The organism is Thauera sp. 63 (genome assembly GCF_000310165.2).
In the GTDB taxonomy this organism is placed as follows: Bacteria; Pseudomonadota; Gammaproteobacteria; order Burkholderiales; family Rhodocyclaceae; genus Thauera; species Thauera humireducens.
Window position 1 is genome coordinate 17,400 of the sequence record NZ_AMXC01000016.1, and the last position, 24,390, is coordinate 41,789.

General features: G+C 66.8%; 23 protein-coding genes. 16 read left to right on the forward strand and 7 right to left on the reverse strand.

Translation table 11 applies throughout. From position 1 onward, the window contains the following. Positions 1-118: 118 nt before the first annotated feature. The 11 genes from adh (at position 119) to C664_RS13455 (ending at position 10,747) form a co-directional block, all read left to right on the forward strand. Positions 119-1,639, forward strand: a complete 1,521-nt coding sequence (gene adh / locus C664_RS13405; protein ID WP_004261496.1) for an aldehyde dehydrogenase — start codon at positions 119-121, stop codon at positions 1,637-1,639. Between the two features lie 89 nt (positions 1,640-1,728). Then, positions 1,729-2,109, forward strand: coding sequence for a DUF779 domain-containing protein (locus C664_RS13410; RefSeq protein ID WP_004261500.1), 381 nt, complete (start codon positions 1,729-1,731; stop codon positions 2,107-2,109). Between the two features lie 281 nt (positions 2,110-2,390). After that, positions 2,391-4,409, forward strand: coding sequence for a sigma-54-dependent Fis family transcriptional regulator (locus C664_RS13415; protein WP_038011858.1), 2,019 nt, complete (start codon positions 2,391-2,393; stop codon positions 4,407-4,409). Between the two features lie 190 nt (positions 4,410-4,599). Beyond that, positions 4,600-5,079 (forward strand): 4Fe-4S dicluster domain-containing protein, encoded by a 480-nt coding sequence (locus tag C664_RS13420; RefSeq protein ID WP_004261505.1) that lies wholly within the window; start codon positions 4,600-4,602, stop codon positions 5,077-5,079. 12 nt (positions 5,080-5,091) lie between these two features. Then, a complete protein-coding gene (locus C664_RS13425) occupies positions 5,092-6,939 on the forward strand; it encodes an aldehyde ferredoxin oxidoreductase family protein (RefSeq protein ID WP_004261506.1) in 1,848 nt (615 codons plus the stop codon). A gap of 133 nt (positions 6,940-7,072) precedes the next feature. Next, positions 7,073-8,365 (forward strand): NAD(P)/FAD-dependent oxidoreductase, encoded by a 1,293-nt coding sequence (locus tag C664_RS13430; RefSeq protein ID WP_004261509.1) that lies wholly within the window; start codon positions 7,073-7,075, stop codon positions 8,363-8,365. An 8-nt stretch (positions 8,366-8,373) separates the two neighbouring features. Further along, complete coding sequence (thiS, locus tag C664_RS13435; RefSeq protein ID WP_004261512.1) at positions 8,374-8,643, forward strand: sulfur carrier protein ThiS; 270 nt, start codon at positions 8,374-8,376, stop codon at positions 8,641-8,643. Between the two features lie 3 nt (positions 8,644-8,646). Next, on the forward strand, positions 8,647-8,955 hold the full coding sequence (locus C664_RS13440; protein ID WP_004261527.1) for a hypothetical protein: 309 nt from the start codon (positions 8,647-8,649) through the stop codon (positions 8,953-8,955). 69 nt (positions 8,956-9,024) lie between these two features. Further along, positions 9,025-9,729, forward strand: coding sequence for an ABC transporter permease (locus C664_RS13445; RefSeq protein ID WP_004261530.1), 705 nt, complete (start codon positions 9,025-9,027; stop codon positions 9,727-9,729). An 8-nt stretch (positions 9,730-9,737) separates the two neighbouring features. Continuing rightward, positions 9,738-10,472 (forward strand): ABC transporter ATP-binding protein, encoded by a 735-nt coding sequence (locus tag C664_RS13450; protein ID WP_004261533.1) that lies wholly within the window; start codon positions 9,738-9,740, stop codon positions 10,470-10,472. Between the two features lie 35 nt (positions 10,473-10,507). Further along, complete coding sequence (locus C664_RS13455; protein ID WP_038011840.1) at positions 10,508-10,747, forward strand: hypothetical protein; 240 nt, start codon at positions 10,508-10,510, stop codon at positions 10,745-10,747. Positions 10,748-10,876: 129 nt separating this feature from the next. On the opposite strand, the gene C664_RS13460 is transcribed toward C664_RS13455, so the two are convergent. Next, on the reverse strand, positions 10,877-11,926 hold the full coding sequence (locus tag C664_RS13460; RefSeq protein WP_157354156.1) for an autotransporter outer membrane beta-barrel domain-containing protein: 1,050 nt from the start codon (positions 11,924-11,926) through the stop codon (positions 10,877-10,879). Positions 11,927-12,052: 126 nt separating this feature from the next. On the opposite strand from C664_RS13460, the gene C664_RS13470 reads away from it, so the two are divergent. Further along, positions 12,053-13,215 (forward strand): IS3 family transposase gene (locus C664_RS13470; protein WP_341647327.1). Its coding sequence is split into 2 segments (ribosomal slippage): positions 12,053-12,311 and positions 12,311-13,215, totalling 1,164 coding nucleotides; the frame shifts between segments, so codons are not numbered across the junction. 15 nt (positions 13,216-13,230) lie between these two features. Here C664_RS13470 and C664_RS13475 read toward each other — a convergent pair. Next, positions 13,231-13,746 carry a transporter substrate-binding domain-containing protein gene (locus tag C664_RS13475; RefSeq protein ID WP_198291531.1) on the reverse strand — a complete coding sequence of 172 codons (516 nt, stop codon included), beginning with the start codon at positions 13,744-13,746 and terminating at the stop codon, positions 13,231-13,233. A 9-nt stretch (positions 13,747-13,755) separates the two neighbouring features. Then, entirely contained in the window at positions 13,756-14,247 is a 492-nt protein-coding gene (gene moaC / locus C664_RS13480) for a cyclic pyranopterin monophosphate synthase MoaC (protein ID WP_004261544.1), read from the reverse strand. Between the two features lie 112 nt (positions 14,248-14,359). On the opposite strand from moaC, the gene C664_RS13485 reads away from it, so the two are divergent. Both C664_RS13485 and C664_RS13490 read left to right on the forward strand, forming a co-directional pair. After that, positions 14,360-15,793 carry a beta-barrel assembly-enhancing protease gene (locus C664_RS13485; protein ID WP_004261546.1) on the forward strand — a complete coding sequence of 478 codons (1,434 nt, stop codon included), beginning with the start codon at positions 14,360-14,362 and terminating at the stop codon, positions 15,791-15,793. A 102-nt stretch (positions 15,794-15,895) separates the two neighbouring features. Beyond that, positions 15,896-16,126 carry a sulfurtransferase TusA family protein gene (locus C664_RS13490; RefSeq protein ID WP_004261548.1) on the forward strand — a complete coding sequence of 77 codons (231 nt, stop codon included), beginning with the start codon at positions 15,896-15,898 and terminating at the stop codon, positions 16,124-16,126. A gap of 231 nt (positions 16,127-16,357) precedes the next feature. Here C664_RS13490 and C664_RS13495 read toward each other — a convergent pair whose 3' ends face one another. The 4 genes from C664_RS13495 to C664_RS13510 all read right to left on the reverse strand — a co-directional run bounded on the left by C664_RS13495 (position 16,358) and on the right by C664_RS13510 (position 22,072). Continuing rightward, positions 16,358-19,342, reverse strand: coding sequence for a valine--tRNA ligase (locus C664_RS13495; RefSeq protein ID WP_004261550.1), 2,985 nt, complete (start codon positions 19,340-19,342; stop codon positions 16,358-16,360). 110 nt (positions 19,343-19,452) lie between these two features. Continuing rightward, positions 19,453-20,121 (reverse strand): hypothetical protein, encoded by a 669-nt coding sequence (locus tag C664_RS13500; protein WP_004261552.1) that lies wholly within the window; start codon positions 20,119-20,121, stop codon positions 19,453-19,455. Beyond that, on the reverse strand, positions 20,118-20,558 hold the full coding sequence (locus tag C664_RS13505) for a DNA polymerase III subunit chi (RefSeq protein WP_004261554.1): 441 nt from the start codon (positions 20,556-20,558) through the stop codon (positions 20,118-20,120). Before C664_RS13505 ends, C664_RS13500 begins: the two co-directional genes overlap by 4 nt. A 14-nt stretch (positions 20,559-20,572) precedes the next feature. After that, positions 20,573-22,072, reverse strand: coding sequence for a leucyl aminopeptidase (locus C664_RS13510; protein WP_004261556.1), 1,500 nt, complete (start codon positions 22,070-22,072; stop codon positions 20,573-20,575). 112 nt (positions 22,073-22,184) lie between these two features. Between C664_RS13510 and lptF the strand changes: the two genes are divergently transcribed. Both lptF and lptG read left to right on the forward strand, forming a co-directional pair. Next, positions 22,185-23,267 carry an LPS export ABC transporter permease LptF gene (gene lptF, locus C664_RS13515; RefSeq protein WP_004261558.1) on the forward strand — a complete coding sequence of 361 codons (1,083 nt, stop codon included), beginning with the start codon at positions 22,185-22,187 and terminating at the stop codon, positions 23,265-23,267. Continuing rightward, on the forward strand, positions 23,264-24,340 hold the full coding sequence (gene lptG, locus C664_RS13520) for an LPS export ABC transporter permease LptG (protein WP_038011844.1): 1,077 nt from the start codon (positions 23,264-23,266) through the stop codon (positions 24,338-24,340). Before lptF ends, lptG begins: the two co-directional genes overlap by 4 nt. Positions 24,341-24,390: the final 50 nt, after the last annotated feature.

Below are 24,390 nucleotides of genomic sequence, written 5' to 3' on the forward strand. Positions count from 1 at the left end.
ACGCTGGATTGTTTCTAAGTGCTTGATTTGTAGAGGGGCGAGGCGGCTGGCACGAGCCATGCTGAATGCTGCCCGTGGCGATCGACGCCCGATGACACATCACACGAGGAGACTGATCATGCTGTACGCAATGCCCGGCCAGGCTGGTGCCAAGGTTCAATACAAGTCCCGCTACGACAACTTCATCGGTGGCAAGTGGGTGGCCCCGGTCAAGGGCCAGTACTTCGACGTGGTCACGCCGATCTCCGGCCAGAAGTACACCCAGGCCGCACGGTCCACGGCCGAGGACATCGAGCTCGCCCTCGATGCCGCACACGCCGCCTTCCCGAAGTGGGGCAAGACCGACGCCGCCACCCGTTCGAACGTCCTGCTCAAGATCGCCGACCGCCTCGAGCAGAACCTGGAACTGCTTGCCTACGCTGAAACCGTCGATAACGGCAAGCCGATCCGTGAGACGCTCAATGCCGACATCCCGCTCGCCGTCGACCACTTCCGTTACTTCGCGGGCTGCCTGCGTTCGCAGGAAGGCGGTATCTCGGAGATCGACGAGAACACCATGGCCTATCACATCCACGAGCCGCTGGGCGTGGTCGGCCAGATCATTCCTTGGAACTTCCCGATCCTGATGGCGGCGTGGAAGCTCGCGCCTGCGCTGGGGGCGGGCAACTGCGTGGTGCTCAAGCCCGCCGAATCGACCCCGGTGTCGATCCTGGTGCTGATGGAGCTGATCGCCGACCTGCTGCCGCCGGGCGTGCTCAACATCGTCAATGGCTATGGTCGTGAGGCCGGCATGCCGCTCGCCACCAGCAAGCGCATCGCCAAGATCGCCTTCACCGGCTCGACCTCCACCGGCCGCGTCATCGCCCAGGCCGCCGCCAACAACCTGATCCCGGCCACGCTGGAACTGGGTGGCAAGTCGCCCAACATCTTCTTCGCGGACGTGATGGACAAGGACGACGCCTTCCTCGACAAGGCGATCGAGGGCCTGGTGCTGTTCGCCTTCAACCAGGGCGAGGTATGCACCTGCCCGAGCCGCGCGCTGATCCAGGAATCGATCTACGACCGCTTCATGGAGCGCGCGCTCAAGCGCGTCGCCGCCATCAAGCAGGGCAGCCCGCTCGACACCGACACCATGATGGGCGCGCAGGCCTCGGCCGAGCAGATGAGCAAGATCCAGTCGTACCTGCAGCTCGGCAAGGAAGAGGGCGCCCAGGTGCTGATCGGCGGCGCGCGCGCCCAGCTTGACGGCGAGCTGGCCGACGGCTTCTACATCCAGCCGACGCTGTTCAAGGGCCACAACAAGATGCGTATCTTCCAGGAGGAGATCTTCGGGCCGGTGCTCGCGGTGACCACCTTCAAGGACGAGGCCGAGGCGCTGTCGATCGCCAACGACACCCTGTACGGCCTGGGCGCCGGCGTGTGGAGCCGCAACGGCAACGTCGCCTACCGCATGGGTCGCGCCATCCAGGCAGGGCGCGTGTGGACCAATTGCTACCACGCCTACCCGGCGCACGCGGCCTTCGGCGGCTACAAGGAATCGGGCATCGGCCGCGAGACGCATAAGGTCATGCTCGACCACTACCAGCAGACCAAGAACCTGCTGGTGAGCTACAGCGAGAACAAGCTCGGCTTCTTCTGAGCGACCGTCCTCTCTCCCCATGCCCTGTCCGGGGCATCTCCTCGGGGGCGGGCGACCGCCCCCTTTTTTGCATTGCGGAGGACGAAGCCATGGTCGAACGTGTCATTGCCACGCCTGCGGCGCTGGAGCTGATCGCGCAGCTCAAGGCCGAGTATGGCCCCGAGCTGATGTTCCACCAGTCCGGCGGCTGTTGCGACAACAGCGCGGCGAACTGCTACCTGCCCACCGACCTCACGATCGGCCCCCACGACGTGCATCTGGGCGCCATCGGCGGCGTGCCCTTCTACATCAGTGCCTCGCAGTATGAATACTGGAAGCACACGCAACTGATCATCGACGTCGTCGACGGCCACGGCGGGACCTTCTCGCTGGAAGGCAATACCGGCAAGGCCTTTCATACCCGGTCGCGGCTGTTCGACGATGCCGAGATGGCGGCGATCGAGGACGAGGACCGGTTGCGGGGCCGTTGACCGGCCCCGGTCCGCAGCCGTATCGACAGCCAGCGCCTGCAGACCTCGCGCAGTGTCAGATGGCGCAACTGGAGCACATGGAGCAGGTCGCCAACTGCTCCATGTGCTCCATTGCGCGCCCAAAATGCAAGCGTTAACCGGTGGCAAAGGTCTTGCATTACTCTCCTATAAAGAATCGGAAGCATCCAATGTGAAGCGATCCGGTCCGAACAATGTCCAAAAGACAGGTGGCAATGCCGGCGATTGCGCACGGTACGGCGGCCGATGGTGGAGACAAGAACATGGGTCAGACCCTCACGCGCGCAGCGCAGGCTGCGACGCTGGAGTCCTTGCGGCGGCAGTTCTTCGAGCTCGGACGGGTGCCGGAGGCCGGCCTGCCGGCGCCGGTGATGCGTTCGTGGCAGCGTTGCCGCAAGAACGGACTCGACGAGCGTGACATGCGGCGTGTCGACAACGCGACGCGGAGCGAATTCTCGATGGCACGCGAACGCAACGGTCGCCTGCTGAGCCACGCGAGCGGCGTCATGGAGCATCTGTACGAGCAGATCCGCTCGTCCGGCAGCCTGGTGGTGCTGTCCGACGCCCAAGGCATGATCCTGCACGCGATCGGCGACCCCGGCTTCGTCGACAGCGCGAGCCGCGTCGCGCTGCAGCCGGGCGCCGACTGGAGCGAGGAGCACCGCGGCACCAATGCCGTCGGGTCGGCACTGATCGAGCGCAGTCCGGTCGAGATCTTCGGCGGCGAGCACTATCTGCAGCGCAACAGCATCCTCACCTGCAGTGCAGCCCCCATCTTCGACCCATGCGGACAGATGCTGGGGGTGCTGGACATTTCCGGCGACCATCGCGCTTACCAGCCGCATACGCTCGGGCTCGCACGGGTCGGCGCGGGATTGCTCGAGCGCCGACTGTTCGAAGCCGATCACGCGCGTCACATCCTGATTGCCTTCCATGACCGGCCAGAAGGCGTGGGCGGCCTGCAGGAGGGCCTGCTGGCCGTGTCGGGCGAGGGCGAGATCATGGGCGCCGACCGTCTCGCGCGGGCGCTGCTGGGCATCGACGAACGCCCCTGCACCAGCCTTGGCGGCTTCGCCAACCTGTTCCGCACCGCGCTGGGGACGATGCTCGATCGGGCGGCGCGCTCGCCCGAGGCCTTGCTGGAGCTCGAGTTGCGTAACGGGGCCGTGGTGTTTGCCCGCGCACGGGCAAGCATGGCGTTTCACCTGTCGCGTTCGCCGCTGTCCTCGCCCGCGCGGGGCACCGCGTCGCGGGCCGCCACGCGTGCCCGCAGTGCCGCCGTTGCGGCGGAGGGACGCATCACGCTCGAGCACCTCGCCACCGGCGATGCCGCGCTGCAACTGGCCCTCGACCGCGCCGGCAAGGTCATCGGACGCAACATCCCGCTGCTGATCCAGGGGGAGTCGGGCGTGGGCAAGGAGTTGCTGGCCCAGGCCTGCCACAACAGCGGGCCGCGTGCGAGCGGTCCCTTCGTGGCGCTGAACTGTGCGGCCATCCCGGAAAACCTGATCGAGTCCGAGCTGTTCGGCTACGTCGGCGGCGCCTTCACCGGTGCCCGGCGTGAAGGCGCGGTCGGCCGCATCCAGCAGGCGCATGGCGGCACGCTGTTCCTCGACGAGATCGGCGACATGCCGCTGTCGATGCAGGCGCGACTGCTGCGCGTGCTGCAGGAGCGACGGGTGGTGCCGATCGGCGCGAGCGAGGCGATTCCCGTGGATATCGCCCTGGTCTGTGCCACGCACCGGGTGCTGAGCGAGTCGGTCAAGGCCGGCAGCTTCCGCGAGGATCTGTATTACCGCGTCAATGGCCTCACGGTCTATCTGCCGCCGCTGCGCGAGCGCAGTGACATCCGTTGCATCGTCGAGCGCCTGATCGACGAGGATCTCGATGGCCGCGCGCCGGGCAGCGTCACGGTGAGCGAGGAGGTCATGCACTTCTTCGAGCGCTATGCCTGGCCCGGCAACATCCGCCAACTGCATAACGTGCTGCGGGTGGCGCTCGCGCTGCTGGACGACCACGAGGACGTGATCCTCTCGCGCCATCTGCCCGAGGAAATCTTCAGTTCGGAGGCCGGTGCGACCGAAGGGCTGCCCGCGCCCGTCCGTGCCCCGGTGGTGATCGCAGCGCACGCGGCCAGGACGCGCGGTCGCCGGCTGAAGGACGTGCAGGAGGACACGATCCTGCGCGTGCTGGCCGAGTACGACGGCAACGTGTCGGCCGCCGCACGTGCGCTGGGCATCGCGCGCAATACGCTGTACCGCAAGCTCGGTCGCGATTTCTGATTCCTTTTACGTAAAAGGGGGTATTCCCGGGTTGACCTTTGATGGACGCAACATATGCTCTGAGTTTCATAGGCAGTTCGATCTCTGAACTGCCTGTGTGCGGATCGAACGGCGCAGACCGGTTTGTCCGGCAGCGGCGTCCGCATGCGAAAAGCGGCTGCAAACCAAGGAAAGAACGAGGAGACGATCGATGTGGAAAGCACTGCACATTGATCCCGCGAAGTGCACCGGCTGTCTGCAATGCGAGATGGCCTGTTCCTACGAGCACACCGGGGTCATCAATCCGAGCAAGTCGCGCATCAAGGTGTTCAACTTCGAACACGAGGGCCGCAAGGTTCCCTACACCTGTACGCAGTGCACCGAGGCCTGGTGCCTGAATTCCTGTCCGGTGGATGCGATCCGCATCGACCTGTCGACCGGCGCCAAGATGGTGTTCGAGGACACCTGTGTGGGCTGCAAGGTGTGCACGATCGCCTGTCCGTTCGGCACCATCAATTACAACCAGGATACCGGTAAGGTGCAGAAGTGCGACTTGTGCGAGGGCAACCCCGCCTGCGCCAGCGCCTGTCCGACCGGCGCCATCACGTATGTCGATGCCGACTGGACCGGCATCGACAGGATGCGCGCCTGGGCCGCCAAGGCCAACACTCCGGCTTCGGCCGCTGCCTGAGGAGGACGGATCATGGGATGGAATCGCAAGATCCTGCGGGTGAACCTCACGGCCGGCACCTGTACGGAAGAACCGCTGAACATGCAGTGGGCCGACGACTACCTCGGCTCGCGTGGCCTGGCCACCAAGTACCTGGTGTCCGAGATCGACCCCAAGGTCGATCCGCTGTCGCCCGACAACAAGATGATCATGGCCACCGGACCGCTCACCGGCACCATGGCCTCGACCGGAGGCCGCTACACCGTCGTCACCAAGGGGCCGCTGACGGGCGCCATCGCCTGTTCGAACTCCGGCGGCTTCTTCGGCGCCGAAATGAAGTTCGCCGGCTGGGACATGGTGATCTTCGAGGGCAAGTCGGCGAAACCGGTGTGGCTCTACATCGAGAACGACAAGGCCGAACTGCGCGACGCCGCCGGGCTGTGGGGCAAGAGCTGCTGGGAGACCGAGGAGCAGATCAAGGACGAGCTGCAGGACCCGCTCGTGCGCATCTCGTCGATCGGCAAGGCGGGCGAGAACCAGGTGCTGTATGCCTGTGTGGTCAATGACCTGCATCGCGCGGCTGGCCGTTCCGGCGTGGGCGCGGTGATGGGCTCGAAGAACCTGAAGGCGGTGGCCATCCGCGGCACCAAGGGCGTGTCGGGCATCAAGGACTTCGGCGCCTTCCTCAAGGCGACTAACGACGCCAAGAAGGTGCTCGCCGACAACGCCGTGACCGGCCAGGGGCTGCCCAAGTACGGCACCCAGGTGCTGATGAACGTGATCAACGAGATCGGCGCGCTGCCCACCCGCAACCACCGCGACGTGCAGTTCGAGGATGCCTCGAAGATTTCCGCCGAGGCGATGCACGAGAAGCGCGAGTCCGATGGCAAGACCCACCTCGTCACCAATGCCGCCTGCTTCGGCTGCACCATCGCCTGCGGTCGCATCTCGGAAATCGACAAGGGGCACTTCACCGTCAAGAACAGCCCGAAGTACTGGGGGGCCTCGGGCGGCCTGGAGTACGAGGCCGCGTGGGCGCTCGGTGCGGCCAATGGCGTGGGCGACCTCGAGGCGCTGCAGTACGCCAACCTGATCTGCAACGAGCAGGGCATGGACCCGATCTCCTTCGGCGCCACCGTCGGCGCGGCGATGGAGCTCTACGAGCTGGGCATCCTCAACGACGAGAAGATCGGCATTCCGGCGCCTTTCGGTTCGGCCGAGGCGCTGGCGAAGATGGTCGAGATGACCGCGGTGGGCGAGGGTTTCGGCAAGGAGCTCGGCATGGGCAGCAAGCGCCTGTGCGAGAAGTACGGCCGTCCCGAGCTGTCGATGAGCGTGAAGGGCCAGGAATTCCCCGCCTACGACTCGCGCGGCATCCAGGGCATGGGGCTGGCCTACGCCACCTCCAACCGCGGCGCCTGCCACCTGCGCGGCTACACCGTGGCGTCCGAAGTGCTCGGCATCCCGGTCAAGACCGATCCGCTCACCACCGACGGCAAGCCCGAGCTGGTGAAGGCCTTCCAGGATGCCACCGCGGTGTTCGATTCGGCCGGCATCTGCGTGTTCACCAGCTTCGCGTGGACCCTGGCCGACGTGCAGCCGCAGGTGGCTGCCGCCTGCGAGGGCGACTGGAGCATGGAGAAGCTGAACGCGGTCGGCGAGCGCATCTGGAACATGGAGCGCATGTTCAACAACGCTGCCGGCTTCACCGCCAGGGACGACAACCTGCCGCCGCGCCTGACGCAGGAACCGGCCAAGACGGGCCCCGCCAAGGGGCTGGTCAACGGCCTGGCGAAGATGCTGCCCGAGTACTACCAGGTGCGTGGCTGGACGCCCGAGGGCCAGCCGACCGCCGAGACGCGGGCGCGTCTGGGGCTGTGAGCGTGTGAGCGCGCGCGGGCGCCCCCGGGGTGTCCGCGCTGCGGGTTCGAATCGCGCGGGCGCGCAGGCCAGCGGGTCTGCGCGCCACACCCGGCCCTGTGCCGCGGGGCGCGTCTGGCTTGAGGATGCTCCAATGAAACACCTGATTCTCGGCAACGGCCCGGCGGGCGTCGTGGCCGCCGAAACCCTGCGCAAGGCCGCGCCGCAGGACGAGATCGTCATGGTCGGTCACGAGGATGCACCGCCATATTCGCGCATGGCCATTCCCTACCTGCTCGAAGGCAACATCGACGAGGCGGGCACGTATCTGCGCAAGGGCGCCGACCATTTCGAGCGCCTGCGCATCCGCCAGATGCGTGGCCGCGCGGTGGCGCTCAACACCGACAAGCGTACCGTGCTGTTCGATGACGGTCATTTCGAAAGCTACGACCGTCTGCTGATCGCCACCGGTTCGCATCCGGTGCGCCCGCCGATTCCCGGCGTGGACCTGCCCGAGGTGCAGACCTGCTGGACGCTGGCCGATGCGCGCGCGATCGCCGCCCATGCCAGGCCGGGCGCGCGCGTGCTGCAGCTCGGCGCGGGCTTCATCGGCTGCATCATCATGGAGGCGCTGGCCAAACGCGGTGTGCAGCTCACCGTGGTGGAAATGGGCGACCGCATGGTGCCGCGCATGATGACGCCCAAGGCCGGCGGCATGATCAAGCGCTGGGTCGAGGACAAGGGCATCCGGGTCGTTACCTCGGCGGGCGTGCAGCGTATCGACCGCGGCAGGGAAGTGGGTGTCGACGCACCGCTGGCGGTGACCCTGTCTACCGGCGACCGCCTGGACTGCGATCTGGTCATCGTCGCCGCGGGTGTCGCGCCCAATGTCGGCTTCCTGGAGGAGACGCCGGTGCATGTGGCCAAGGGCGTGCTCGTCGATGACCGCATGGAGACCTCCGTGCCCGGCATCTTCGCCGCCGGTGACGTAGCCGAGGCGCCGGATCTCTTCACCGGCGCGCACCTCGTCGCCGCCATCCAGCCCAACGCCGCCGACCAGGCGCGCATCGCGGCGATGAACATGGCGCGCGGCGCCGTCGCCAGGGACACGAAGCTCAACGGCGTGCTGGCGATCAACGTGCTCGACACGCTGGGCCTGATCTCCTCGTCCTTCGGCCAGTGGTGGGGTGAGAAGCCCGATGCCGGCGGCAGCGGTGTCGAGCTGGTCGACGAGGCGCGCTACCGCTACCTGAGCCTGCAGTTCAAGGACGACGTGCTGGTCGGCGCCACCGCCATCGGCCTGACCCAGCACGTGGGCGCGTTGCGCGGCCTGATCCACGGCCAGGTGAAGCTCGGCGACTGGAAGGACCGTCTGCTCGCCAACCCGCTGGCCTTTGTCGACGCCTATGTCGCGCGCAGCCAGCAGCCGATGGCGCTGGCGCGCTGAGGCGGCGCATGGAGACCCGTGTGACGATCCGCATCGCCTTCAAGCTCTTTGCCTCGCTGTCGGACTATCTGCCCGAGGGCCACCGCGGCAACCGGCTGGAACTGGACGTGGGCGAGGGCACGACCGTGGCGGACATGATCCACCGTTACCGCGTGCCCGAGCGCAGCGCCCACCTGGTGCTGATCAACGGCCACTTCGTGCCGCCGGCCGAGCGCGCGAAGCGCCGCCTGCAGGACGGCGACGAGCTCGCCATCTGGCCGCCGATCGCCGGCGGCTGAGGCATGGCCTTCATCCACGGCCCGGTGCCCGAGTCCTTCGAGCGCCAGGTTACCGCCACCGCGCGCGAATTCGAACGCGACCTGCGCCAGGCCTGGCCCGCGGTGCAGAGCAGCGCGGAAACTCGGCGCCTGAGCGTGCAGGACGGGGCGCAGACGCTCGTCATCGAGCTGGAGCCGGCCGGCGTGCGTCGCCTGGGGCTGTTCGAGCTGCCGCAGTTGATCGTACGCTACCGCTTCGGGCCCGGTGAAGAAGCCGCGCGCCGCGCGCTGCTGGCCCGTCTCGACCGGGCGATGCAGAAGGGTGGGGGCTGACCGCGCGTCTGCCCGATCAACGCTCGGCGCGTTCCGGCGGGCAGGGGGTTTCGGGTATGCTCCCCGCCGATGTCCGCCTTCGCTGCCACCTTCTCCGATGCCTTGGCCTTGCTCGCCACCTTCGACCACACCGTGGCCGAGATCGTGGTGCTGTCGCTGCAGGTCAGCGGCGGCGCGGTGCTGCTGGGTACGCTGATCGGGCTGCCGCTGGGTGCCTGCATCGCGGTCGGACGCTTCCCGGGCAAGAGCACGCTGTCGGTCCTCATCAACGGCATGATGGGGCTGCCTTCGGTGGTCGTCGGCGTGGTGGTCTACCTGCTGCTGTCGCGATCGGGGCCGTTCGGCAGTTTCGGGGTCTTGTACACGCCGCTGGCGATGGTCGTCGCGCAAACCTTGCTCGTCGTGCCCCTGATTGCGGCGATTACGCGCCAGGTGGTGGAGGACGTGTGGCAGCGCTACGCGGAAGAACTGCAACTGATGCGCTTCTCATGGTGGGACAGCGTCACCACGCTGCTGTACGACTGCCGCCACTCGCTGCTGGTGGCCGTGCTCGCCGGCCTGGGGCGGGCGATGAGCGAGGTCGGGGCGGTGATGATCGTCGGCGGCAACATCGACCGCGCGACGCGCGTGATGACCACCGCAATCGCGCTCGAGACCAGCAAGGGCGACCTCGCGCTGGCGATCGCGCTCGGCATCGTGCTCATCGTCATCATCCTCGTGCTCAACGCGCTGGCCTTCGTGCTGCGCTACTGGGCGATGCGGCGCTACGGCTGAGACGGACGATGGCGATCTTCCCCCTGCGCATCCGCGACCTGCGTTACCAGCCCAACGGCCGCGAGGTGCTGGCCGGTATCGATCTCGATCTGGGCGACGAGGGCATTACCCTGGTGCTGGGCCCCAACGGGGCGGGCAAGAGCGTGCTGCTGCGCACGATCTGCGGCCTGATCGAACCGGATGCCGGCAGCATGACCTGGGGCGACGAGGGCATCCGCCGGCCCGAGCAGGGCGTGATGATGGTGTTTCAGCGGCCGATGATGCTGCGCGCCTCGGTGAGGCACAACGTGGCGCTGGGCCTGAAGCCGCTCGGTGTGTCCGCGGCCGAGCGCAGGCGGCGGGCGCTGGCGATGCTCGAGCGTGTCGGTCTGGCCGACCGTGCCGAGGACAGCGCGCGCCAACTCTCCGGCGGCGAACAACAGCGCCTCGCACTGGCCCGTGCATGGCTGACGAAGCCGCGCCTGCTGCTGCTCGACGAGCCCACCGCCAGCCTCGACCCCTCGGCCAGCGGCGAGGTCGAGCGCATCATCCGCGAGATCCGTACCGACGGCACCCGCATCCTGATGGTCACCCACAACCTCGGCCAGGCCACCCGCCTGGGCGACGACATCGTCTTCATGTCCGGCGGACGGGTGCGCGAGCATACGCCGGTACAGCGCTTTTTCGCCCGGCCGCAGTCCGACGAGGCGCGGTTGTTCATCCAGGGCGAGTTGCCATGGCGGATGCGCTTTCACGGTGCATGACCGTGCCTGACGACACCTCTGAGAATCTTTAGACCATGCAGAACGCTTCCCCGCGGCGGATGCCGCTTTCCGCGCTGATGCTGTTCGTGCTGGCTGTACTGTGCGCGCTGGCCGCCGTCGTCTGCTTTGCCGGCGAGGGTGCGCGCTTGCATCCGGCGCTGGCCGACCCGATGGCCGGCCTGGCCTTCCTGGTGTCGGCCGTGGCGCTGGCCGGTGCGGGCGCTTTTCCGCTGGTGATGGTGCGGCTGGCGGCTCGGGACGATGACGTGGGCTGATCTGTCGGTATGCGGTCGGCGTAATTGCCCCGTGCGTGAAGACCTTGGCAAGAAGGGCGCTGCGGGCCTGACCTTCGCGAGCCAACGAATGTCGGCCCACGAAGGTCATGGCGGTTGGCTGTCGAGCCGTCAGAACGATATCCGCACACCAACGTTTCCGCCGTAGCTTCGCTTGCCGGAACGCGCTTCCCCATTGACGCCGATGAAGGCGTAGGTGTCGGACGACATGCGTATCGTGGCAGAGCCTCCGAGTTCGGCGAAGGCCCGACCTGCATCGGGTGCATGGATCGTGTGCCGCGAATCCGCAAGGGAGGACTGCAGGGACGGTTGGAGAGCCTCGCCGTTGTCGACGCCGACACCGAAGCCCGCCTGATACGTGTGGTCGGCCTGCAGCGGATCGCGTTCCGGCGAAGCCAGGTTGGCACCGAGGACGACGCGGGCTCCGTCGGCCGAATGGCGTGACAGGCTCAGCGCAGCTTGCGATTCACCACTCTCCCTGCCGGCTTCGCGCGTACTGTGCTGCAGCAGGATGCGAACCTTGGGCTCGAGGATGAAGCTGCCGTAATCGATCGACCGGCGGAGGGTGGCACCAGCCAAGACGTTACGACCATCCAGGTCCGAACGCAGTGAGCCGGCGACGCCAAGCGGATCGCTGCGGCGGCTCTTGTAGTCGTTGATGCCGTAGCCCAGGACACCGTCGATCGAATAGTCGCCGACGCGGTACTGTCCATAGACGAAGATCATGTTCTCCTCGACGGTGCCGCTGCCGCCTTTCGCCGAGACATCGGACTTTGCGTTGGACAGACCGACACCGACTCGTCCGATGGGCCCGGCATGAAGATCGCTACCCAAGGCGAGCATGCGGCGGTTGAGCGAGAATCCGGAGGCCATCGCGTCCGCATCCCAGGTGGCATGGTCTCCGCCGACATCCACCCACAGCGCGTTGCGTCCGGCGATCTCCTTGTTGTCGGCGGCGCTCTGGCCGCCACTGCGCAACTGGCGTCCAACCGCGCCCTGGACCCACTGGCCCGGCAGCGGGGCCGCCGCGGCAAGCGCACCATGGACTTCTCCAGCCAGTGCCGTAAACATGCCCTTAAGGCTGCCAGCGTCGAGCATGGCGAGGCGGTACGCGAGTTCGCTCTGAGTTCTCGTGGCGCTCCCGAGTTGATCGGCGTCCACAATGCGGTCGACAGCCCCGCCGGCAGAGCGTGCATTGGAGTTCGCGTTACTCAGGAACGCTGCGTGAATCGCCCCGGGTTTCCTAGACACCCTTTTGCCTCACAATGAGGCGTTACGGAGGTGTCGATGGAAACGAAGAAGGCGCAGCAGCGCTTCACCGAAGAGTTCAAGATCGAAGCGGTCAAGCAGGTGACCGACCGGGGACATCCGGTCGCTGAGGTGGCCGTGCGGCTTGGCGTCAGCGCCCACAGTCTCTACACCTGGATCAAGCGTTACGGCGTTCCGGCGGAGCAGCGTGCCGAGCGCGACAGCCAGGCGGACGAGATTCGGCGCCTGAAGGCGGAGTTGCGGCGCGTGACCGAGGAGCGCGACATCCTAAAAAAGGCCGCCGCGTACTTTGCCAAGCAGTCCGGGTGAGGTACGCCTTCATCGACGCCCACGTGGTGCAGTATCCGGTGCGTCGCCTGTGTTCGACGCTGGCGGTCCATCCGAGCGGTTATTACGCGTGGAAGCAGCAACCCGTTTCCGAGCGCTCGGCTAATGACCAGCGCATCGGAGCGCTGATTACGCAATGCTGGGAGGCCAGCGGGCGTATCTATGGCTATCGCAAGATCCGTAACGATCTGCACGACATGGGCGAAGCGTGTGGCAAGCATCGCGTGGCGCGGCTGATGCGCTTGGCGGGCCTGCGCTCGCACACCGGCTATGGACGCCGCCCCGGTCGCTACGGTGGGCGGCCGGCGGTGGTTGCGCCGAATCTGCTCGAGCGCCAGTTTGCCCCGACAGCGCCGAACAAGAGCTGGGTGACCGATATCACTTACATCCGAACCCACGAGGGGTGGCTGTACCTGTGCGCGGTGCTCGATCTGTTCTCCCGTCAGGTCGTCGGTTGGTCGATGGGCGAACGGATGACCAAGGAACTGGCGTTGAACGCCTTGCTGATGGCGGTGTGGCGGCGCAAACCGACTGAGCAGGTGCTGGTGCATTCAGATCAGGGTAGCCAGTTCAGCAGCCACGACTGGCAAGACTTCCTGAAGTCGCACCGACTGGTGCCGAGCATGAGCCGGCGTGGCAACTGCCACGATAACGCGGTAGCGGAAAGCTTCTTCCAGCTGCTCAAGCGCGAGCGGATCAAGCGAAAGATCTACACGGATCGGGCGCAGGCTCGCTCCGATGTTTTCGATTACATCGAGCTCTTCTACAACCCACGGCGACGCCACGGTTTCACCAACCAGCTCTCGCCGGTAGAGTTCGAGCGGCAGTATTTTTTGAAGAACGGGACCGTCTAGGAAACCCGGGGCGATTCAGCTGTTCAGCGCATGCGCGTCAGCGATGAATGGGTGCTCCTCCCGGGTGATGAGAACGTTGGGGTCGAGGAAGATCGGGGCTGTGAAGCGCAGCCACTGCTCCCGCGAGTCGGTCCGGTTGAGGAAGCTCAGGATCTGGCAACGGCCCGCCTTCGACGCTTCGAGGCTTTCGTCCCAGGACGAAACCGGGATGAGCTGGAGCTCGAGGCCGACCCGCTGCGCAACCAGCCGCAACAGATCGGCCGCAATGCCTTCGTGCTCACCAGCCGCGTTGATGCGTTCGAAGGGCTCCCAGTCCGGGTCGACGCACATCGTGATGCGTTGGGTGAGCGCGACGTAGAGCCGTTCGCTCTCCGACAGTTCGACGCGCTTCAGTGGATCGGGAGGAACCGGTACGGTGGCCTGCAGCGCAAGGGGCGACAGGCTGGCCGCGAGCGCGAGAACCAGCCGCAGCATGTGCCGCCCGAAACCGGGGCGGCGCGTTGCCCGTGCCGCAGAGAGAAGCGGTTTCATGCCGCAGCGTCAGGCTGCGGTCCAGTGCCCCGACTTGCCGCCGAGCTTTTCCAGCAACTGGATGCCGTCCATGCGCATGCCGCGATCGACCGCCTTGCACATGTCGTAGATGGTGAGCAGGCCGACGTTGACGGCGGTCAGCGCCTCCATCTCGACGCCGGTGCGGCCGACGGTTTCCGCCGTGACGGTGCAGCGGATGGCGTGCTCGGCGTCGTCGAGTTCGAATTCGACGGCCACGCGGGTGAGCGGGATCGGGTGGCACAGCGGGATCAGCTCGCTGGTGCGCTTGGACGCCTGGATGGCGGCGATGCGGGCGATGCCGAGCACGTCGCCCTTCTTCGCCGAGCCCGAGCGGACCATGGCGAAGGTGTCGGGCAACATCAGGATGCGGCCGGTGGCGACAGCGACGCGGCGCGTCTCGGACTTGCCGCCGACGTCCACCATGTGGGCCTGGCCGTCGGCATCGAAATGGGTCAGCGGATTGGGGGAGGATGCGGTCATGGGGCGTCGGCGTTCGCTGGGAGGCGCTGGGGGAGGGCGGTGCCCGGCGCCCGCTACAGGCGGATACATGCGCGCGGGAACGCTTTGGAAACGGCGGGTATCATAGCACCCGATGATGCGCCGACCTCTTGCCCTGCTGCTCAGCCTTACGCTGGCCTTTCCCGTCAACGCCTACGATCTGCCCGACCTGGGCGACGTGGCGGCGTCCGAGCTTTCGCCGGCGACCGAGCGTCGCATCGGCGAGCAGATCATCAGCCAGATCCGCTGGCGCGACGCAGCCTACCTCGATGATCCCGAGATCGAGGACTACATCAACCGCATCGGCCACAAGCTGGCGGCGGTGAGCAGCAATCCGGGGCTGGATTTCGATTTCTTCGTCGTCAATGATCCGACGCTCAACGCCTTCGCGCTGCCCGGTGGCTTCATCGGCGTGCATACCGGCCTGCTGCTGGCGGCGCAGACCGAGTCCGAGTTTGCCTCGGTGCTGGGCCACGAGATCGCGCACGTCACCCAGCGCCACATCGCGCAGATCGTCGGCAAGCAGAGCCAGTCGGCGATGCTGATGCTGGCGTCGCTGCTGGTGGCGGTGCTGGCGGCGCGCAGCAATTCGGATGTCAGCCAGGCGGCGATCGCGGCCGGCCAGGCGGGAGCGATCCAGTCGCAGCTGGGCTACACCCGGGCCTTCGAGCGCGAGGCCGACCGTGCCGGGCTGGAGACGCTGGAGAACGCGGGCTTCGACGTGCGCGGCATGCCCGGCTTCTTCGAGCGCCTGCAGCGTGCGACGCGCATGTACGAGAACAATGCCCCGGCCTACCTGCGCACCCACCCGCTGACGACCGAGCGCATCGCCGACATGGAGAACCGTGCGGCATCGATGCGCTACCGCCAGGTGGTCGATTCGCCGGACTTCGGTTATGCGCGCGCAAAGCTGCGCGCCAACGCCGGCCAGCCAGCGGATGCGGTGAAGGACATGGAAAACCAGGTCGCGCAGGCACCGGGTGATGCGGCGGCAGGCTACGGGCTGGCACGCGCGCTGTTCCGCGCCGGGCGTCTGGATGAAGCGGCGAAGCGTCTCGACGCGGTGCGCGCGAAGACGCCGCCCTCGCCATGGCTGGTCACGCTGGAGGCGGAAATCCGTCTGGCGCGCAAGGACGGTGCCGGTGCCATCCGCACGCTGGAGGGCGCGGTGCGCGACTTCCCGTCGAACCGCAGCCTGGTCTATTCCCTCGCCGATGCGCGCATCCTGGGCGGCCAGCCCGGTGCGGCAGTCGAGGGTGTGCGCCGCACGCTGGACAACCGCCAGGGCGATTCGCGGCTGTGGGCCTTGCTGTCGCGGGGCTATGCGGCGCTGGGCAAGCGCACCGCGCAGCATCGCGCGCAGGCCGAGGTGTATCTGTTGCGCGGCAGCCTGCCGGCGGCGATCGAGCAGCTGGAGATCGCGCGCAAGGCGGGCGACGGGGATTTCTACGAGTTGTCGGCGGTCGATGCGCGGTTGCGCGAACTGAAGCAGCGTCTGTTGGACGAGCGCAAGGACCGTGAGGGCTGATCCCCGGCGTGGGGCGTTGGCGGCGGTTGCGGCTTTCGGCTGCGGGGGGCATCCATTAGAATGCCGGCTTTTCCCAGATACCGATAACGGAGATAGCAAGGGATGAATTTCGAGAAGGAAGTGGACGCGCGTGGCCTGAATTGCCCGCTGCCGATCCTGCGTGCGAAGAAGGCGCTGGCAGAGATGCAGGCGGGTCAGGTGCTGCGCGTCGTGGCGACCGATCCGGGTTCGGTGAAGGATTTTCAGGCGTTCGCCAAGCAGACCGGCAATGAATTGCTGAAGCAGGGCGAGACCACGGACAAGGCGTTCGAGTTCTTCCTGAAGCGGAAGTAAGACCTTCGCGCTTTCTGCGTTGGATGTGAAACGGGCTGCCACGTTAAGTCGGGCAGCCCGTTTTTGTTTTGTTTACGGCGATCTCGGGTCAATCGCAGGCGGCGACAGGGGTATTCGTTCTGCAGTCTGCGGAACTCGCCCTCCGGGCTCAGACAGTCCTCGCCTGCGCCACGAATACCCCTGCCGCCGCCTGCTTGCCTCAGCGCACGCCGAAAGCAAGCAGGCGTTGCCTTATCCGCCCAGCTTCGCCAGCTGCGGCTTCAGCTTCTCGACCGTGGCCTTGAAGCCGGCCAGGCGGTCCCGCTCCTGCTGGACCACCGCGGCCGGTGCACGGTCGACGAAGCTGGCGTTGCCGAGCTTGCCTTCGGCCTTGGTGATCTCGCCTTCGAGGCGGGCGATCTCCTTGCCCAGGCGCTCGCGCTCGGCAGCGACGTCGATTTCCACCTTCAGCATCAGGCGGGTTTCGCCGGCGACGGCGACCGGGGCGAGCTCGTCGGCACCGATCTCAGCGACGACCTGCACGTCCGACAGCTTGGCCAGGCCGGCGAGGTAGGGCGCATACACGGCCAGCGCCGCCTTGTCGCCCGCGGCCACCAGCGGCAGGCGCTGGGCCGGGGAGATGTTCATCTCGCCGCGCAGGTTGCGGCAGGCGTAGATCATGGCCTTGAGTTCGGCGACCTTGGCCTCGGCAGCTTCGTCGATGCGGCTCAGGTCGGCCTGCGGGTAGCGCACGCGCATGATGCTGTCGCCGTCCTTGCGCCCGGCGAGCGGCGCCACGGTCTGCCACAGCTCCTCGGTGATGAAGGGGAGCAGCGGGTGGGCGAGGCGCAGCACGGTCTCGAGTACGCGCAGCAGGGTGCGGCGGGTGGCGCGCTGCTGGGCGGGCGTGCCGGTCTGGATCTGTACCTTGGCGAGTTCCAGGTACCAGTCGCAGTATTCGTCCCACACGAACTCATACACCGCACGGGCGACGAGGTCGAAGCGGTAGGCCTCGAACTGCTCGGCGACCTCGGCTTCGGTGCGCTGCAGGCGCGACACGATCCAGCGGTCGGCGAAGGAAAAGTCGAGCACCTCGGTGGAGCAGGCGACGTTGTCGCCGACGCCGCAGTCCTGCCCTTCGCAGTTCATCAGCACGAAGCGGGTGGCGTTCCACAGCTTGTTGCAGAAGTTGCGATAACCCTCGCAGCGCGCGAGGTCGAACTTGATGTCGCGGCCCGGGCTGGCGAGCGAGGCGAAGGTGAAACGCAGCGCGTCGGTGCCGAAGGCGGGGATGCCTTCGGGGAATTCCTTGCGTGTCTTCTTCTCGATGCTCTGTGCCTGCTTCGGGTTCATCAGGCCGAAGGTGCGCTTCTTGACCAGCTCGTCGAGCGAGATGCCATCGATGAGGTCGATCGGGTCGAGTACGTTGCCCTTGGACTTGCTCATCTTCTGGCCTTCCGCGTCGCGGATCAGGCCGTGCACATAGACGTGCTTGAAGGGGATCCTGCCGGTGATGTGCTTGGTCATCATCACCATGCGCGCCACCCAGAAGAAGATGATGTCGAAGCCGGTGACGAGCACGGTCGAGGGCAGGTAGAGGTCGAGCGCGTCGTTGCTCTTGCCCGGCCACTCCGGTGTCCAGTCCAGCGTCGAGAACGGCCACAGCGCGGAGGAGTACCAGGTGTCGAGCACGTCCTCTTCCTGGCGCAGCCTGCCTTCCTCGTAGCGCGCGTGCAGCGTCGACAGGCGCTCGGCCAGTTCGGGATACTGCTCGGCAGTCTGGCCCTGGCTCTGGCGCGCGGCGACCTCGGCCTGCAGCGTGCCGATCTCGGCTTCGAGGTCGGCCTTCCAGGCGGTGATGGCGGCTTCCTCGCAGGGGGCGACGTAGATGCGGCCTTCGTCGTCATACCAGGCGGGGATGCGGTGGCCCCACCACAGCTGGCGCGAGATGCACCAGTCCTGGATGTTGTTGAGCCACTGGTTGTAGGTGTTCACCCAGTTCTCGGGGTAGAACCTGATCTCGCCCGAGGCGACGACGTCGAGCGCCTTCTGCGTGATGCTCTTGCCATCCGCGCCGGCCTTGGACATGGCGACGAACCACTGGTCGGTGAGCATCGGCTCGATCACGACGCCGGTGCGGTCGCCGCGCGGCACCTGCAGCTTGTGCGCCTTGATCTCCAGCATCAGGCCGAGCGTCTCGAGTTCGGCGACGACCTGGTCGCGCGCAGGGAAACGGTCGAGGCCGGCGACGCTGCCGGGCATCGGCACGCCTTCGAGCGCCTGGCCGTCGGTGGTGTAGCGCTCGGCCACGGCCGGCACGCTGCCGTCGAGCTTGAGCACCACGATCATGTCGAGCTTGTGGCGCTGGCCGACGGCGTAGTCGTTGAAGTCGTGCGCCGGCGTGACCTTGACGCAGCCGGTGCCGAACTCGCGGTCGACATAGTCGTCGGCGATGATCGGGACGTGGCGACCGGTGAGCGGCAGGGCGACGGTCTTGCCGATCAGGTGGGCGTAGCGTTCGTCTTCCGGATGCACCATCACCGCGACGTCGCCGAGCAGGGTCTCGGGGCGGGTGGTGGCGACGGTCAGCCCCTTCAGATCACCGATGGGGCCTTCGGAGAAGGGGTAGAGGATGTGGTAGAGCTTGCCGTCTTCTTCCTCGGACACCACTTCCAGGTCGGACACCGCGGTGCCGAGCTTCGGGTCCCAGTTCACCAGGCGCTTGCCGCGGTAGATGAGGCCTTCGTTGTACAGGCGCACGAAGGTCTCGGTGACGGTCTTCGACAGGCCCTCGTCCATCGTGAAGCGCTCGCGCTTCCAGTCGGGACTGGTGCCGAGGCGACGCATCTGGCGGGTGATGGTGCCGCCGGAGTACTCCTTCCACTCCCACACCTTCTCGAGGAACTTCTCGCGGCCGAGGTCGTGGCGCGAGATGCCCTGGGCGTCGAGCTGGCGTTCGACGACGATCTGCGTGGCGATGCCGGCGTGGTCGGTACCCGGCTGCCACAGCGTGTTGTCGCCGCGCATGCGGTGGTAGCGCGTGAGCGCGTCCATGATCGTCTGGTTGAAGCCGTGCCCCATGTGCAGCGTGCCGGTGACGTTGGGCGGCGGCAGCAGGATGCAGAAGGCGTTGGGGTTCGACTTGTCGAGTCCGGCGTCGAAATAGCCGCGGGATTCCCATTCCGGGTACCAGCGACGTTCGATGTCGGCGGGCTCGAAGCTCTTGGCCAGTTCCATGGTGTTCTACGCGCTTTAAGGCAAAGCGCGGATTATAGCGGATGCGCCCGCTCGCCCCGGTGTGTGCGTGGGGCGGTCGTGTGCCGGCGCCGGAACACGTTGCGGAGCGGTCAGGAGCGCTTCAGGGGCGACTGGATGTCTTCGAGCACCTCGCTGATCCGGCCCGAGAGGCTCGGCAGCAGCGTGGCGCGAAGGTGGGCCTGCAGCTCGGTGTGCAGGCGCTCGGCCAGGCGGTCGAGCTCGCGTCCCATGACCTGCGGAAACTCGTTGGCCATCCAGTTGCTGACCTCGCGTGCAATGCGGGTGTCGAGGTCGATGAGCTGTTCGGCGAACGCGTGCGAGAGTTGTTCGTGCAGCTGCTCGCGCACCCGGGCGGCAGAGATGTCCGGCACCGTTGCGCTGGCGTCGGGCAAGGGGGCGCTGGGCACGGCATGCAAGCCGGCGGCCTCCTGCGCCCCGGCCGTGGCAGCCGGTGGCAGCGGCGATGCGGGGGCGACCGGGCCGAAATCCAGCGGCATGGCGTTGATCGGCGGATGCCAGTCGTCCGCGATCTCGAGGTCTTCGACCACCTCGGTCAGGATCGGCAGGTCGTCGTCGTCGAGGTCGAGGTGCTCGAGATCGACTTCGGGCGCCGGATTCCGCCCCGCATCGTGGAGCGGGCCGCTCGGCGTGAAGTCGATCGTGCTGCGATGGCGCCTGAGCAATGCATCGGCCTGGTCGAGCAGGTCGTCCGCGCGCTCCAGGTCCTCGTCGTGCGGCAGGGGCTTCCAATCCTTCATAGGGCCACCCTGCGTTCGGCGTCGAAGGCCTTGGTTTCCAGGCCGCGCTGCCGATAGGCGCTCCAGCGGGCGCGTGCAGGGACCTTCTCGGCTTCGGACTGGCCCACGATCTCGATCACGAGACGGAAGCGGTCGAAGGCGGGCGGCAGGTCCGGCGCAAGGTTGAAGAGGGTGTCGCCATGCGGCCAGTCTGCATCGGCGTCGGCGGTGCCGAGTACCACCGGGGTTTCGGCAGCGAGCGGGGAATCGAGCATCACGTGCGGGACGAACGAGAGCGGTTCGCTCGTCCATAGCAGGCGATCGAGCTGCTGGGCGCTGGTGGTGTCGGGCAGGCGCACCGCGACCTTGCGCCCCTTGCCGTGGGCACGCGCGACCAGTTCGCAGGCCAGCGCGAGCCGGTCTGGCGTGTTGTGGTAGAACTGGACGCGGGTGTCCATCGTCGTGGCGCGGCTCAGTCGGCGCGGGCGCGGCCGATGAGGAACTCGGACAGCAGCGGCACCGGTCGGCCGGTGGCGCCCTTGGCGTCGCCCGACACCCAGGCAGTGCCAGCGATGTCCAGGTGCGCCCACTTGTAGGCCTTGGTGAAGCGCGACAGGAAGCAGGCCGCGGTGATGGTGCCGGCGTAGCGACCGCCGATGTTGCCCATGTCGGCGAAGTTGCTCTTGAGCAGTTCCTGGTATTCGTCCCACAGCGGCAGCTGCCAGGCGCGATCGCCCGAGTCCGTGCCGCGCCGCAGAATCTCGGCGGCGAGTTCGTCGTCGTTGGCGAGCAGGCCGCTCGGGATCTTGCCCAGCGCAACCACGCAGGCACCCGTCAGCGTGGCGACGTCGATCACGCACTCCGGTTTGAAGCGCTCGGCGTAGGTCAGCGCGTCGCACAGGATCAGCCGGCCCTCGGCGTCGGTGTTGAGCACCTCGATGGTCTGGCCCGACATCGAGGTCACGACGTCACCAGGCTTGGTGGCACCGCCGCCGGGCATGTTCTCGGTGGTCGGGATCAGGCCGACGACGTTGAGCGGCAGGCCCATCTGCGCGATCGCCTTGAAGGTACCGAGCACGCTGGCCGCGCCGCACATGTCGTACTTCATCTCGTCCATTTCGGCGGCGGGCTTCAGCGAGATGCCGCCGGTGTCGAAGGTGATGCCCTTGCCCACCAGCACGATGGGCTTCGCCTTGGCCTTGCCACCCTTGTAGCTCATGACGATGAACTTGGGCGGCTGATGCGAGCCGCGTGCCACCGAGAGGAAGGAGCCCATGCCGAGCTTCTCCATGTCCGCGCGCTCGAGCACCTCGACGTCGAACTTGTACTGCTTGCCGAGCGCCTCGGCGGTCTCGGCCAGATGCGTAGGCGTGCAGATGTTGCCCGGCAGGTTGCCGAGGTCCTTCGCCAGTGCCATGCCGGTCGCGATGGCCTGGCCCTGGCGCACGGCGGTGTCGAGCTCGGCAGTCAGCTCGGCCTCGACCTGCAGGGCCAGCTTCCTGACGCCGCGCTCCTTCTTCTCTTTCTTGTCCTTGCCCGACTTGAGGGCGTCGAAGCGGTAGGCGCCATCGGCGAGGATGCGGGCGGCCTGCTGCAGGCGCCACGCGAGCGGGCGCTTGTCCAGCTCCACATCGGCGAGGGCGACCACCGCATCCTTCGCCGGCGTGGTGGCGAGCGCCTTGGCCGCGGCGCCGAGCGCATCGCGGTAGGCCTTGTCACCGAACTCGTCCTGCTTGCCGAGGCTTACCAGCAGCACGCGGTCTGCGGCGGTGCCGGCAAGCTCGGGCAGCAACAGCGTGGCGCCGGCCTTGTCCTCCAGGTCGCCGCGCTTGAGCAGATGGGCGATGCGGCCCTGGGCGGCTGCATCGACGGCGGCCGTGGCGGCGGGGAGAACGCCGTCGGCAAAGGCCCCAAGCACGAGGATGCCGGCCTTCGACTTCGCCGGCGAACCGGTCTTTATGGTAAATTCCATCAGCTTTTTCCTTGGAATGACGCGTCTTGCGGACTGCCGCCGATTATGGCGCCTTCGTGACGAGCCCGTCAAAAACCCTTCCCAACGCCATAAGGCTCACTTCTATCGCGCGATGATCTTCCGCCGCGCCCTTCAGCGGGAATTTACCCAAACCGCCGCAGCGGTCTTCGTTGCACTGTTCGCGATCCTGATCTCGACCGTGCTGATCCGTCTGCTCGGCCAGGCAGCCGGCGGTCGTGTGCCGCCCGAGGCCGTGCTGGCGTTGATCGGCTTCGGTGCGCTGGCCCAGCTTCCGACCGTCCTGACGCTGACGCTCTTCATCGCCGTGCTGGTGTCGCTGTCGCGCAGCTATCGGGATTCCGAGATGGTGGTGTGGTTTGCGGCGGGCGTGCCGCTGACGGCGTGGATCCGGCCGGTGCTGATGTTCGCCGTGCCACTCGTGGTGGTGGTCGGCGCCGGGGCCCTTTACCTCACGCCCTGGTCGCAGGCCAAGAGTGCTGAATACCGCGGGCGCCTCGACAGCCGCGATGATACCCATCGTGTGGCGCCGGGCGTGTTTCGCGAATCCTCCGGCGCGCGCCGGGTGTTCTTCGTCGAAGTGGGCGCCGGTGAGGATGGGCGCGTACGCAACGTCTTCGTCAGTGAGGAAACCGAGGCGGGCAAGCTCGTCGTGATCGCTTCGGCAGAAGGCTTCATGCGCACGGACGAGGAGGGGCGTCGCTTCGTCGTGCTCGAGAAGGGGCGCCGCTACGACGGACAGCCGGGAACGCCCGAGTATCGCGTCATGGAATTCGAGCGTTACGAGGTGCAGGTGGAACAGAAGCCGGCAGTGACCCAGCCCTCGCGCGTGCGGGCGCTGCCGACGGCGGTCCTGCTCGCCCAGGGCGACGCGCGCAGCATGGGTGAGCTGCTCGGACGTATTGGCGTGCCGCTCTCGGCCCTCCTGCTGGCCCTGCTTGCGATTCCGCTCTCCTTCGTCAATCCGCGCGCGGGGCGCGGGAACAACCTGCTGATCGCCCTGCTGACCTACCTGCTGTACAGCAACGCGGTGTCGGTGTTCCAGAGCTGGGTTGCGCAGGGTAAGTTCGGGTTCGCGGTGGGGCTGTTGCTGCCTCATGTGATCGTGCTGTGCTTGCTGGCCGTGCTGTTCTACAAGCGCCTGGCGGTGTCGCCGTTCTGGCGGACGAGGGCATGATGCGCATCCTGTTCCGCTATCTTGCCCGTGAGATCTATGCGGCCTCGGCGCTGGTGCTGGTCGCCTTCCTGGGGCTGTTTGCCTTCTTCGATTTCATCAACGAGCTCGAGGACGTGGGCAAGAGCGGCTATCGGCTGTTCGATGCCGCGGTGTACGTCGCGCTGACCTTGCCGGGTCGTATCTACGAGTTGTTCCCGGTCGCCGTGCTGATCGGTACGCTCTATGCGCTCGCGACACTTGCACGACACTCCGAGATTACGGTCATGCGCGCATCGGGCATGTCGAATGCGATGCTGATGCGCATGCTCGGGCTGATCGGCAGCGTGCTGGTCGTGCTCACTTTCCTGATTGGCGAGTACGTCGCGCCGCCGGCCGAGAATGCCGCCCAGCAGTGGAAGCTGACCGCGACCCAGGCCACGGTGTCGCAGCAGTTGCGCTCGGGGCTGTGGGTCAAGGATGGGGCGCTGGTGATCAATGTGCGCACGATGCTTCCGGACCGCACGATGCGTGACGCGCGGGTGTACGAGTTCGATGCCGATTACGCGCTGGTGTCGATCAGCGACGCGAAGCGCGGCGTACATGACGGTGACGGTAATTGGCGTCTGCTGGAGGTTTCGCGCACCCGCTTTCTCGACGGGCGGACCGAGGTCGAACGCCTGCCCGAGATCGGCTGGCGCTCCGAACTCTCGCCCGAGGTGCTCAGTGTGCTGATGGTCGGGCCGGAGCACATGCCGCTGGCGAAGCTGTGGACCTACATCCAGCACTTGCGCGACAACCAGCAGAGTGCAGACCGCTTCGAGATCGCGTTGTGGAAAAAGCTCATCTACCCCTTCGCGGTGCTGGTGATGATGGCGCTGGCCTTGCCGTTCGGCTTCATCCATGACCGCATGGGCGGCGCGAGCGCGCGGATCTTCCTCGGCGTGATGCTGGGTGTGGGCTTCCACCTGCTCAACGGGTTGTTCTCAAACCTCGGCATGATCAACGCCTGGCCGCCCATCCTCGCCGCGCTGACGCCGAGTCTGATCTTCCTTGCGGCAGCGGCGGGCATGCTGCACTACGTCGAACGGCGCTGAGTAGCGCGCTCTCCAGTCCCGGCCGATCCGCTGCGTTTCGTGGCGCTGCG